This is a genomic window from Lysinibacillus capsici (assembly GCF_003367505.1).
Classification (GTDB): domain Bacteria; phylum Bacillota; class Bacilli; order Bacillales_A; family Planococcaceae; genus Lysinibacillus; species Lysinibacillus capsici.
The window spans coordinates 336,623-349,475 of the sequence record NZ_PXXX01000011.1; the positions used below are offsets into that span (position 1 = coordinate 336,623).

Consider the following 12,853-nt stretch of genomic DNA (forward strand, 5'->3'; position numbering starts at 1 on the left):
TACAGAGTTTGTCACATGTAGAGTATGTATTCCCCTCTTCATCTAATCTGAATTATTTTTTAATCTAAAGTTTTCATCGTATTTTGAACATCAATAGAAAAGGTTTCTACATCAAATTGATGCTGCTTTATCGTATCTTCCGCTAACTGTTGAGCCTTCTTTTTAGCCTTGTGATTTGTCTCTTGTGTTAAATTAATTCTTACTTGAATTTCCTCAGACGTCATACTATGGTCAATGCTGAAAGTGCCAAAATTTTCTGCAAACATCGCCTCAAATAGATTGGCCATGACATCATTATAACTTAGCCGAGTTGAGATCGCTTCTGCTGGCTCATAGAGTTGCTTTAACGTTATTTGAAAAGAGATAGGGTTTAATTCATTAGCTTTGATAACGTCCAGCATTGTTTCTTCTATATGTTGCTTTGTCTTGTGATCGACCTTGTCGGGTAATGACACAAGGAGCTCTATTTTTCCATTAGGTAAAATTCCATAATCTAATAGAAAGCTATAGGATTCTTTGCGCAATGTATAGGAAATCTCACTAATTAAAAATTGATATTGCTGAATATAACGCAATAATTCATCATTACTAGGCTGTGGCATAGAAACATTGGTTTTTTCAGCATATTGAATAGGTGCATTTGCCAAAAAGAAAAATGCACCACAAACAATGCTTAAAAGTAGAAACCATAACGTAAATAACCTTTTAATAAACATGTATAGCCCCCTTATTCGGGACTATATGCCAACTATCGAAAGTAAATTACGGTAGAATTTTATAAAACAACACACGATCTTGATTTTCACCACCATAATTACTATGAATGGACATATTATCTAACACTTTGTCACCTTTTTCCATTCTAAAACCCAGATTCGTATGGAAGGCGATGGATACTTCATTAATAGGCGACGTGACACATTTCACAATATTTCGATGGTATTGCTTCACCACATGAAAGAATACATCATATAATCTTTTTGCAATATTCTGTTTTCTGTAATCAGGATGGACCCCAACAAAATGGATGAACGCTTCATTTGTTTTGGACTGCGATAAAAAGCCAATGAGGAAGCCAATAATTTCGCCATCCTTCTCCATAATAAGGCTTGTATTTGTAAAGTGATCAAAAAATAATTTAGGCAGCTTGTCTGACATATTCCTACCACCCCACCACTCATTAATCAATGGAGATAAAGTATAGTAATCTGAACTCTGTACACTACGAATGTTCATGGAATCCCTCCTCCTTTTCAAGTCATACAACAGATTTATGGTCTGAATGTATCTACAGCTAATATATAAATGGTGACAATCACCATAACAAACACACTACAAATGCATATTTAAGTTATTGTGCTGAGGCTCATACAAACTCAAAAACAATCACCACAACCAGATATGGATAAAACAATGTAGATGAATACTATCTCTATACCCTTCATCTAGGAAGGTTAATCCTTCTCTTATTTTACCCTACCATTTATTTCAATATCAATGGTTCTATTATACCTTTGCCATCACTAATGCCTTTAACGTGTTACTTAAAGCCTGAATATGATTTGTTGTATCCGTCATGCTTACTAGAAGCTGATTTTCGTCCTCCACTGAATGTAGAATAGCACCAGTAGAAGCCGCATTTTGCTCGGTCATGTGATTCAGTTTTTCAATTTGCTTTTGGATTACCTCGAATTGTGAGATGGCACTGCTTAATTCATGCATCCCTCTTGTTAAATCTGTATTCGTTTCCGTAAAAGAATCCTTTAAACTATTAAAGAAATGACTGACATCCTGTAAAAGCTGTTCTCCATGCTGGAGTGCCTTTTCACCGTCATCAGAGCGTTGATGAGCCTCTGTTGATTTTTCAAACAAGGTTTTTGTCACATTGGTAATGCTGACAGTAATTGCAGCGCTTTCCTCTGCTAGCTTACGCACTTCATCTGCTACAATGGCAAATCCTTTTCCATGTTCTCCCGCTCTAGCTGCTTCTATCGCCGCATTTAAGGCCAATAAATTAGTCTGTTCTGCAATATGGGTAATCCCCTTTAATAGACTATCCACTGTTTGCAGGCTGTGTTGCAGCTCGTTGACAGTTTCTGCAGTTGAGCCCATGGCATGACTCATGACGCTCATTTGAGTCATTGCATCCTGCATTTTATCCCACCCTGCTAATACTTCTTGTTGTAGATCAGTAGATTTAGCGACCGTATCCTTCGAAATCGTCAATGTTTTATTGACAAAATGAACGGAGTCGCCCATTGTGCCATGAATCATTTGCAAACTGGATGCCTCCTGCTGAATACTTGCAGAAATATCCTCTGTCGCTACTAAAATTTGCTTACTAGAGCCAGAAATCCTTTGCATTGTTTGTTGGAATTGCGTGACATGTTTGTCCAATGCCTGACTGCTCTTTTCGATTTCCTGAAATGTATTTTGTAGTTGATTGAAGGATGCTTGCACTTCATTTTGCTGGATTTCTGCATGTTGAATCAATTCATTTCCCCATTTTGCCAGCAAATAAAAAGCAATAATGACCCCATTCATAATTGCCAGAAGTGTCACAAAGACAATGGTGTCATCAAATGGTCCTAACAATGATGACGAGTTGACCATATATAAAATGAAAAAACTAAGATTGGTTAGCATTCCAAAAAAAACAATCAATTCTTTTTTAAAATACAGGGCAATAATGGCCACTGTGCACAGTAAAATATAATGTTTATTTAATGAGAAGCTATCAAGCAAAAATAAGGTAAACACAACACTTGATGGAATGAGACCAAAAATAAAGCCTTTGACATACGTCTTTATAGGTAAAAAATAATTGCATACCGCCAAAGCAATGACAGCTAACCCAATAAATAAAAAATGGATGCCCTTTGATAGAATCATAGGTCCACATATTAGAATGGCCAAAATTGAGATAATAGCCAAATTTACACGATGAACTTTTCGTGTATCATAACGAATTTTATGCTCCATTACTATCCCCCTAAAAAAATGAATAGACATTCAGTTTAATTTTCTATTATTATATAGTATAACAACTACTTTTTGTAGCTAAATATTGCATTTATAAGCATAATTAGCTTATTTTTGAAAAAAAGGGGGAAATTGAATTGACTAGCGTCCAACAAATCGCACCAAATTTCTACTGTATCGATACACATGATTTAGGTCGAGAGCAGCGAACAAGCTCCTATCTATTAATCGATGAAAAGATTGCTCTCATCGAAACTTCGGCCAGTCCATCCGTACCTTATATTATGGAAGGGTTACAGAAATTAAATATTGCAGTAGAGGATATAGACTATGTCATCGTGACACATATTCATTTAGACCATGCAGGCGGAGCAGGGTTATTTTTGCAAAGCTGTCCCAATGCTAAATTAGTGGTTCATCCACGAGGCGCAGCCCACATGATTGATCCAAGTCGTCTTATCCGCAGTGCTAAAGGGGTTTATGGCGCTGAATTTGACCGCCTTTTTGATCCAATTGTGCCCATTGACGCTACAAGAATTATTGAAGTCCAACACGAACAGCTATTACAATTAGGTCAACATCATTTAACGTTTTATCATACTGAGGGGCATGCTAAGCATCATGTTTCAATGCTTTATTCCGCAACAAATGGCTTGTTTGTAGGAGATACAACAGGTGTTCGCTATCCCGAAATGGATGAGGAAGCAATTGATTTAATCATTCCGTCCACCTCTCCAAATCAATACAACCCTGAAACAATGGAACAATCCTTAAAATTGTACGAAAAGCTACAAGCAAGTGAATTGTACTTCGGTCACTATGGGGCTTATAAAAATCCAGCTGAAGCCTATCGTCAGGTGCGCTATTGGACACCACTCTTTTTAGAAGAAGGTAGAAAAGCGCAAGCAGCATCCAGCCAGTTCCAAGAACAAGTTCACTATTTAGATGCTCGCTTAAAGGAACTTTTATTTAACTATCTACAGGAAAACGGCATTCCGTCCGATCATCCTGTCTATCAAACCATCCCATTCGATACCATTGTGTCCGCAATGGGCATACTGGATTATCTCGAAAAAGCAAATGCGCAGATTCCACTTTAACGGCAATAAGAGGTGTTCCCAATGACATTGGGGACACCTCTTTTTTAGAAGCGCTTATAGTACTGGTCAATGCAAGCTTTTTGTAAAACCGCCCTTTTACATCGGAGGGCACTCTTTTTTCAGGTGAACCGCTCGCTTTACATCGCACTGCGCTTATGCCTGTCCATGCTTTCCCTATCTCCATAAATGTCCTCATGCCTTTAATTGATCTAGAACTGCTTGAAAATTTTGTTCCTCCCCTACTTCACGAAATAATTGAAAGGGATTGCTCATTTTTTTCATGCGCTCCATGACAAAGGGAATCGTAAAAAGTGTTGGCGTTAGGTTTTCATTGACCTCCTCCCATAGAAGCGGTGTTGCTACTAAACCCATTTCATTGCCACGAGTGGAATACGGGGCAATGATAGTCTTGCCCTCTGCATGTTGTACATAATCTAAATATAATTTTTCATGACGATTCTTTTTTAAACGCTCAATTGTATATAGATTTGGCTTTTGCTCACATAAAAAGCGACAAACAAACTCTGTAAATATACGTACCTCTTCATAAGTAAATGTATTTGCGGGTAAAGGAATATACAGCTGTAAACCTTTTCCACCTGATGTTTTAATAAAGGATTGGAGCTGAAAATAATCAATAATGTTCTTTAAATCAAGTGCTCCTGAAACGGCTAATGAAAAATCTTGTACTGAGGGAGGATCTAAGTCGAAAACGATTTCTGTCGGGTACGGAGAATGATGTGTTTGAAATGGAATGTGGAACTCTAATGCCAGCTGATTTCCAAGCCACAATAACGTTTCCAAGTTATTACACACGATATAATCAATATCATCCATCACAGCTGTTGCCACAAAATTAGGCATTTTTTCTGGTTTACTTTTTTGATAAAAACTTTCGCCTGGAACACCATGTGGATAGCGTATTAGCGTTAGAGGACGATCCTTTAGAAAAGGCATTACATAGGGCGAAATATTTTGCAAATAGAACAAGTATTGATCCTTTGTAATACCCATATTCGGCCATACAGGCTTGTCTGGATGTGTGATAGCAACTGAATCAGGGATAGGATACAGTTGACGTTGCATGTGCAGCCAATGACATTCCTTAGGTGATATCTCTAATCGAAAGGCATGAAATCTAGGTTCCCTAAGCTTACTACCATCAAAATCAATACAGGCAATATCAACACAAATCGAAGGCTCAAGTTCCCATACCTCCTTTTTACGCAGTCCATTAGTCTGAAAGAATTTGACAAGTGTTTGATGCTCTTCCTCTGTCATCCCATGCTTAAACGTAACGACTTCTCGTAATTGATTGTCCTCAAAAACTGCACCATGAAAATAACTATTGCTATGGTCATATTGTGTGACAATGACTGTGACATAACGCCAATTTTTTATCTTTAACCAATGATTTGATCGTATGTTTTCAAGCCATTTACTTGTTTTCCTCTTAGCAACAATGCCTTCCCCATTGTAAAGTTTGATGGACTGCCATAAGCTCTCATGCTCCTCACTACCACGTATGACTTGGATAGGCGTTGGATTCTCATAGTTTACGCTTGGCCATTTGAACTTCGTCGCAAGCTTGCCCAATTGCTCCTTACGCGTTTTTAAATAATGGTTTTGGAGAGATTCTCCTTTAAGGGTTAAAACATCAAATGCTAGATAGTGAAAAGGACATGAATGAGCATGTTCCTGAATCACGTCTTGATTTTGCATTCTCCCCCTCTTCTGAACAACGGCAAAATCACTTTTAAAATGATTGCGTAAATAAACTAACTCCCCATCCAAGGTTAGGGGTAAAAAGGTTTGAATGGATGCATATATTTGCTGACAAAAAGCTAAAATTTCGGGAAACAAGTGATTTAAATGTCGTCCATTTCTGCTAATGAGCTTCGGCTCCTCATCCCAAACTAATAAGCAGCGAAAACCATCATATTTTGTTTCAAATAGCCATTCATCTCCACTAGGAATATCGTTTGTTTCGGATAAAAGCATTGGTTTCATTCCGCTATACCTACTTTGCTTTTTATATTCAGTGTTTGAAGATTTCATTTTAAGATACATAAAAAACCTCAAAATACATCATAGTAAGAAAAACGAGGTGACAACAATGCATACAGTGTGGAAAGGCAGTATTTCCTTTGGACTTGTTAATATTCCTGTGAAACTACATGCTGCAACTGAAAATAAAGATGTCAAATTGCGTCAGCTTCACAAAGACTGCCATACGCCGATTAGCTATAAAAAGGTTTGTGAGGGCTGTAACCAAGAGGTAACAGATGAGGATATCGTGAAGGCTTATGAATATGCCAAAAATAAATTTGTTGTGTTGGATCAAGAAGATTTAGAAAACTTGCGTAAGGAAAATGAAGATAAGGCTGTGGAAATTATTGATTTTGTGCAATTAACTGAAATCGATCCAATCTATTTTGAACGCACCTATTTTTTATCACCCGATTCGACGGGAGCCAAAGCCTATTCATTGTTACGAAAAACATTAGAACAATCAGGGAAAATTGGCATTGCCAAAATCGTTATCCGCTCTAAAGAGCAGCTTGCCATTGTGCGTGTTTATCAAAATGCCCTTGTGATGGAAACAATTCACTATCCAGATGAGGTAAGAAGCATTGGCGATGTCCCTAATATTCCAAGTGAACAGGATGTAGTACAAAAGGAGCTCGATACAGCCCTCATGTTAGTGGAACAACTAACAACTACATTCAACCCTGAAAAATATACAGATGATTACCGCAATGCTTTATTAGAACTAATTGAAGAAAAGAAAGCTACAAATACGATATCTACAAGCGATAAACAACGTCCAATTCCTGAAAATGTCACGGATTTAATGACAGCTCTACAGGCCTCTTTAGAAAAAACAAAAAAGCCCGCTACAAGAAAACGGACTACACGTACAAAGAAAAATGCTTAAGAACAAGCGTATCCTGACATCGGGATACGCTTTAGAATTGTCGAAAATAGGAATCTAAATCCTTTTTGCGCTGAATCATTAAAAGTTTAGCCAATACAGCATGTTGCTGTTTAAAGAATTTAGGCTTTCCTACCCTTTCAAAGCGTTTATTCCAACGAAACATTTTAAAAAAGATCGAAAAAGTAGGTTGATAGTGAGCTTTTTCGAAGCCCATTTTTTGTTTTATAAATCTTTTTATTATACGAAAGACTCGAATTTTATAAGGCGTATCGAGAAAGATAATGCAATCAGCTTGCTGGAAGCTATCAACAACCCACTTCTCCTGATGGATCCCCTCTATAATCCAACTGTTCGTTTGGAGAATGGTTTGTAAGTGCTCCTTTTTTTCTTCATCTGTTCTTAGAATATCCCCTGATTCCTTTCGCATCCATGCCACATTATCAAGCTCATAATAAGGAATCTGCAAGGTTTTAGATAACTTCCTCGCCAATGTTGTTTTCCCACTGCCAACGGACCCAATGATATGTATTTTTTGTGGAAACGCTTTTGTCACAAAACCCCTCCATTGTATGTACCTTTGTAGAAATAATTCCTTTATTATACAATAGATTTCAGCTGACATAACGATAGTTTTCCAAGAACATTCGTTCCTAATTATGGTATAATAAAGGAAAAACTAGGAGATCTTTATTCATGACAATACATGAGCAAATGTCGCAACAACAAATAGCTGGCCTCAGCATTGCCTATATAAAGGATGGTGAGCTTCAGAAGGCAGAGTGCTTTGGTCTATTAGAGGTCGGGAAAACTAACAGAATCAATACCGAAACCATCTTCAATGCCTGTTCAATTAGTAAACTAGTTACAAGCATTTTAGTGATGAAGCTGGTCGAGCAAGGTATAGTAGATTTAGATGAGGATATTAATCAAAAGCTCACATCTTGGAAGATGCCAGATCATAGCTACACTCAGGGAAAAAAAGTAACATTACGACATTTGTTAAGTCATCAGGCCGGAATTATTGACCCTAAAGGCAGCTTCTCTCCCTTACATTCACTATGGCAGAGGCCTTCGATGGTCGACTTATTAAAAGGTACAACTCCTTATTGTTCCATACCAATCGATAGTACTTTTGAGGCCGAGCAAGAATTTCACTATTCAGATGCTGGCTTTTGCATTGTTCAATTGCTGATTGAGAATACAACAGGCTCAAGTTTTTCAACACTTATGACAGACGTGATTTTCCGACCACTAGCCATGGCAAATAGCTTTTTTTCTTCCGCAGTCCCAACTGCCAATACAGCAAGTGGTCATCAGAAAGATGGCACCCTAACAGCACAAAGATACCCTATTTACCCGTATGATGCAGCTTGTGGATTATGGACAACACCGTCAGATCTAGCAAAATTATTACAAGAGGTAATGCAGGCCTTAAAGGGAAAGGGTACACTTGGTTTAGCTTCAATCCATGAGCTAATTCGTCCTCAGGGCTGTAAAGAATGGATGGGCCTTGGTGTATTTCTTGATGGTGCTGGTGAGCAGCTTGAAATATCCTCGCTTGGCTGGGGCGTTGGCTATCAATGTATGCTAGTGGCCTACCCCCACCTAGACAAAGGCTTTGTTGCCATGACTAACACCGATACAGGCATCCATCAAATGCAAGGTCTCTTAGGAGAAATCTATCGTTCCTTTATCAAATAAAGAAGAGGCTTGATTTAAGCCTCTTTCCTTACCTCATAATGTAGTTGTACCATTTGACCATATCGTTTTGTTTCCAATAGCCTTAAGTTTTCGAATGGACGGGGAGATTTAAACAAGGGTATCCCTGAGCCTAGTAAATGGGGTGTAATCGTAATAATCCATTCGTCAATTAGCCGCTCCTGTAAAAAAGCATCTAGAAGGTCCCCTCCCCCTACCATCCAAATCTTTGTGCCTTCTTGCTCTTTTAAACGTTGAGTAAATGTGATGACATCCTCTTGGATAAACGTCACATGCTCATTTTCCCCAGTTTGAGTTGTTGAGAACACATAGCATTTTTTATCAGGATAAGGGAACGGTTTAAGATGTTCTAGGATATAATCATATGTCCGTTTTCCCATAATGACGGTATCAATAGTTTGATACATATCAGCGTAGCCATTATCACCCTCTCCCTCTGTTTCCTCTAGCCACTGTAGATCATCATTTTCCTTGGCAATAAATCCATCTAAACTCCCTGCAATAAATACCAGTATTTCTCGTGACATTACGTCAGCTCCTCTTCTTTTGAAAATCTCTTGTACAATCTCTATACTAAATATAAAACATGACAACTATTGGCATGATTAAATAAAAAGGTGAAAAAATATGACCAAAGCTAAACGATTAATTGATATTTTGCTATTCGTCAGTAAGAAAAAGAAATTTACAGCGCAGGAAATTGCCGACTCCTTCCATATTTCCGTGCGAACGGTGCATCGTTACCTTTTGGATTTAAGTGATATGGGGCTACCCATTTACGCGGAACAAGGAAGACATGGGGGCTATACGGTGCTATCCAATGCCATTCTCCCCCCGATATTATTTACTGAGGAAGAGGCGGTCGCCATTTTCTTTGCATTCCAGTCTTTGCACTATTATCGTGATTTACCCTTTAATACTGAAATGAAGTCTGTCTCTCAAAAGCTGTATGAATCCTTACAGAAGGAAGCCAAGAAAAAGGTGGATACACTGCAATCCTATATTGCCTTTTGGAACCCTAAAAGAGCCATTACAACACCACTCTTAACGGACGTTTTAGAGGCTATCATCAACCAATCACAATTGCATATCCAGTATGAATCGAAGTCTGGTATCACCTCTAAGCATATCCAGCCTATTGGCGTGTACGCTCATGATGGCTTATGGTATATGCCTGCTCTACTGCTATCAAATGAAAGAATATTACTCTTCCGTGTAGATCGAATTAAAGGGATAAAAATTAGTGAAGCAAACCATAAAACGACGATGAATTTGCAGCAATGGCTTGAAACTGACTATGAGCCTCAGCAGCCTATTCCGTTATATGTAGAATTATCAAGCGAGGGCGTTCGTCAATGTTTAAGTGAGCCCCATCTTGAAAAAGCGGTTGTTCGACATAGTGATGGAACAGGCTATATCGATACGATTATCGATCAACATGAGCTCCACTTTAATAGCTCCCTTTTCTTTCGCCTTGGTCAACATGCGATTGTCAAAGAACCGTACGCACTAATTCAGCTTATACGTCAGCATGCATATGAGCTATTAGCGATTTACCCTGAGCCAATAGAGCCTCTATAAGATGACAATTTTGTTAGATTCACGTAACATTCATCGTTACTACTTTTAAAAGATCTTCCTTATAATTGGTCTTGAAGGAGGAGATATACGTTGCAACCGACCAACAGTAATAAACGAATTGATACATTAGATTATTTAAGAGGGTTCGCCTTACTGGGCATTATTTTAGTCAATATCCCCTCATTAATGTGGATTGAACCACCTGAATTGGCAAACGATATTGCCTATAGCCGCTTTCTAACACTTTTTGTAGAGGGTAAATTTTTTATCATTTTTTCATTTTTATTTGGAATAGGATTCTATCTCTTTATTTCACGCGCACAGGCAAGGGGCGAAAAAGCCTATGCCTTATTTAGTCGTAGGCTTTTGATTTTACTGTTTATGGGGCTAGTGCATTTTTATTTCCAACCAGGTGAAGCCTTAACTGTCTATGCTATCTTTGGCTTTGTAGCCTTACCTTTTTATAAAATGCGCAAAGACATCAATCTCATCCTTGGATTCATCCTATTAGCCATCACTGCCTATTTTGGTCTAAAAATTTTAATGCCATTTCCACTGATTTTGCTTGGTCTAGCTGCTGGTCAATATCATTTATTTGAAAATATCTCGTTACATCGAAATAAAATCATGTTCGTGACGATTGTAATGGGCTTTATAAGCATGGCTAGCTGGTTTTATCAATGGCAGTATGTCCCTGAGCCTCTTGTTAATATCCAGCATTTGCCCAAGGATCAGCTAGCGGCTCATATTACAAATATTGAGCAATTTTCATTAATCGGACTACAGTTTAGCCCATTCGCTTCTGCCTTTTACATGGGAACAATCATCCTATTATTACAAAGCACTTTGTTCCAGCCACTATTGGCACCGTTAAAAGCATATGGGCGCATGGCCTTGACTAATTACCTGGGGCAAACAGCGCTTATTCTCTTAATTGGCCATACTTTCGGTTTAATTGGACAACTTCGCTATCTTGAATCTTTGTGGATTTGTCTAGGCATTTATGGTTGCCAATTGCTCTTTAGTAAGCTATGGCTATACTTTTTCCGCTTTGGCCCTATGGAATGGCTATGGCGAATCGGGACATATTGGACAATTCCTCCCGTACGAAAGATTATTTATCGTAAAGGATAAACACCTATCAGCTTGGTGGTAAACATCATATATTGGTAATGTACCCTACTCGCTTTCCATCTTTGCTCATATCTTCAGCAAGAAACACATCCCCATTTTATTTAGTCACCAAAGTGACTAATTTAAAAACAGCGTTAAGCCATTATTAACGCTGTTTTTTTACTTTTATTACATCTAATAAGTGAATCATTGGGGTTACTTTGTGGGGAATAGGTATTAAAAGCTAATAAAGTTACTGGGACATAAACATACAAGTCACTGGATTTTAAAATCCAGTGACTTGTATTCATTACCATTATTTTTCTCTTGCAAGCAAGTATAGCTCTTCATCTTGATAATTGGTTCACTGTACTAAATACGGGTTAATGCGCCATCAGGTTTGGGAATTTCTTGAACTGTTAGCTGATTCATTTTACAAAAATGTTTAAAGAATTGTTGTGCCAACTCCAGTTCTTTTGGGTCACTTTTCAACGAAATGATATCAAGTAAAATTTGAGCCATCCATAAATTTTCGAAATAACGATATTTCCCTGTTTTCCATGTCATTTTTTCGGGGAATTTTTCATTGATATAATATTGCCAGAAAAGTAACTGATCCGATTCCTGTTCTGTCAGTTGAATTCTGTATTTTGAATGAGCAGGAATATGTCCATCTTCACACAGCTTGCCGACGAATTTTTCATTCACCATATAGACACCTAAGATACGTCTATCACTTTCAGGCTGGCTGGAATCCCTTGCTGTTAAAAGGACAGCGCTATTTTGGTGCAAGCGGCTCGGCTTGTTTGGCTTCCCTTTATTATTACCACTCTTTAATATACCTGAAAAAACATTCCACTCTGAAACAGAACTATTCTGTTCCTCTGAATCACACCAAAAAACCATCTGTGATGCGGGATGAAGTTTATGATTACTCATAAGTTTTTCGTGTTCCAAGCGAAGCAAGAGTTCTTTCCGTTGAAGTTCTTTGGCCTCTTCCATCCGCGATTCTTCTTCTTTTCGTTCAATTTCTTTTTTTTGTATAATTTCCTCAAGTAACTTAGCATCACTTTTATCATGTATTGTTAGGTGCTTTCCAAATACATCTGGAAAAACAAACCTTTTATTTTCTGATGCAAAATGTATTTCAATACTTGAATCATTTTGATTAACTATACTACCTATGCCAAAACGCTTGTGTGTAACTTTCTTATTAATTAGATTCATTCATCTAGTCCTCCTTATGGAATAAAAATTAAGTTACTATTAGATAGTAAAATTTCAAATAACTTCTTTAAAACAATTTCGAATTTTTCTTCTGTTTAAAAATAAAAAAACGTATCCAAATTCTTTCTGCAAAATAGGACATCGGAATTCGAAATACGTTTATAAAAAAATGATCGTAAGACTATTATAACAT

The 12,853-nt window shown here is 37.6% G+C and carries 12 protein-coding genes; 5 read left to right on the forward strand and 7 right to left on the reverse strand.

Annotated elements, in window-relative coordinates:
• Positions 1–59 precede the first annotated feature (59 nt).
• The 3 genes from C7B89_RS10815 to C7B89_RS10825 all read right to left on the reverse strand — a co-directional run bounded on the left by C7B89_RS10815 (position 60) and on the right by C7B89_RS10825 (position 2,982).
• Complete coding sequence (locus C7B89_RS10815) at positions 60–716, reverse strand: hypothetical protein (RefSeq protein ID WP_115673694.1); 657 nt, start codon at positions 714–716, stop codon at positions 60–62.
• A gap of 46 nt (positions 717–762) precedes the next feature.
• The gene (locus C7B89_RS10820) at positions 763–1,236 is read right to left on the reverse strand and encodes a GNAT family N-acetyltransferase (protein ID WP_103118249.1); all 474 of its coding nucleotides are present in this window, start codon (positions 1,234–1,236) and stop codon (positions 763–765) included.
• 270 nt (positions 1,237–1,506) lie between these two features.
• A complete protein-coding gene (locus tag C7B89_RS10825) occupies positions 1,507–2,982 on the reverse strand; it encodes a methyl-accepting chemotaxis protein (RefSeq protein ID WP_115673695.1) in 1,476 nt (491 codons plus the stop codon).
• 137 nt (positions 2,983–3,119) lie between these two features.
• Here C7B89_RS10825 and C7B89_RS10830 point away from each other — a divergent pair, with 137 nt between their 5' ends.
• Complete coding sequence (locus C7B89_RS10830; RefSeq protein ID WP_048392607.1) at positions 3,120–4,082, forward strand: MBL fold metallo-hydrolase; 963 nt, start codon at positions 3,120–3,122, stop codon at positions 4,080–4,082.
• Positions 4,083–4,274: 192 nt separating this feature from the next.
• Here C7B89_RS10830 and C7B89_RS10835 read toward each other — a convergent pair whose 3' ends face one another.
• On the reverse strand, positions 4,275–6,092 hold the full coding sequence (locus C7B89_RS10835) for a DNA ligase D (RefSeq protein ID WP_115673696.1): 1,818 nt from the start codon (positions 6,090–6,092) through the stop codon (positions 4,275–4,277).
• Between the two features lie 106 nt (positions 6,093–6,198).
• Here C7B89_RS10835 and ku point away from each other — a divergent pair, with 106 nt between their 5' ends.
• The gene (gene ku / locus C7B89_RS10840) at positions 6,199–7,020 is read left to right on the forward strand and encodes a non-homologous end joining protein Ku (protein ID WP_004225181.1); all 822 of its coding nucleotides are present in this window, start codon (positions 6,199–6,201) and stop codon (positions 7,018–7,020) included.
• Positions 7,021–7,051: 31 nt separating this feature from the next.
• Here the strand turns inward: ku and C7B89_RS10845 are convergent, their stop codons facing one another.
• Positions 7,052–7,573 carry an AAA family ATPase gene (locus C7B89_RS10845; RefSeq protein ID WP_048392603.1) on the reverse strand — a complete coding sequence of 174 codons (522 nt, stop codon included), beginning with the start codon at positions 7,571–7,573 and terminating at the stop codon, positions 7,052–7,054.
• Positions 7,574–7,713: 140 nt separating this feature from the next.
• Here C7B89_RS10845 and C7B89_RS10850 point away from each other — a divergent pair, with 140 nt between their 5' ends.
• On the forward strand, positions 7,714–8,721 hold the full coding sequence (locus C7B89_RS10850; protein WP_115673697.1) for a serine hydrolase domain-containing protein: 1,008 nt from the start codon (positions 7,714–7,716) through the stop codon (positions 8,719–8,721).
• Positions 8,722–8,735: 14 nt separating this feature from the next.
• Here C7B89_RS10850 and C7B89_RS10855 read toward each other — a convergent pair whose 3' ends face one another.
• The gene (locus C7B89_RS10855) at positions 8,736–9,266 is read right to left on the reverse strand and encodes a dihydrofolate reductase family protein (RefSeq protein ID WP_048392599.1); all 531 of its coding nucleotides are present in this window, start codon (positions 9,264–9,266) and stop codon (positions 8,736–8,738) included.
• Positions 9,267–9,366: 100 nt separating this feature from the next.
• Between C7B89_RS10855 and C7B89_RS10860 the strand changes: the two genes are divergently transcribed.
• Both C7B89_RS10860 and C7B89_RS10865 read left to right on the forward strand, forming a co-directional pair.
• Positions 9,367–10,320: a helix-turn-helix transcriptional regulator gene (locus C7B89_RS10860; protein ID WP_115673698.1), complete on the forward strand. Its 954-nt coding sequence runs from the start codon at positions 9,367–9,369 to the stop codon at positions 10,318–10,320.
• 90 nt (positions 10,321–10,410) lie between these two features.
• On the forward strand, positions 10,411–11,454 hold the full coding sequence (locus tag C7B89_RS10865) for a DUF418 domain-containing protein (RefSeq protein ID WP_115673699.1): 1,044 nt from the start codon (positions 10,411–10,413) through the stop codon (positions 11,452–11,454).
• Positions 11,455–11,805: 351 nt separating this feature from the next.
• Here the strand turns inward: C7B89_RS10865 and C7B89_RS10870 are convergent, their stop codons facing one another.
• Entirely contained in the window at positions 11,806–12,660 is an 855-nt protein-coding gene (locus C7B89_RS10870) for a hypothetical protein (protein ID WP_054550286.1), read from the reverse strand.
• Between the last annotated feature and the right edge of the window lie 193 nt (positions 12,661–12,853).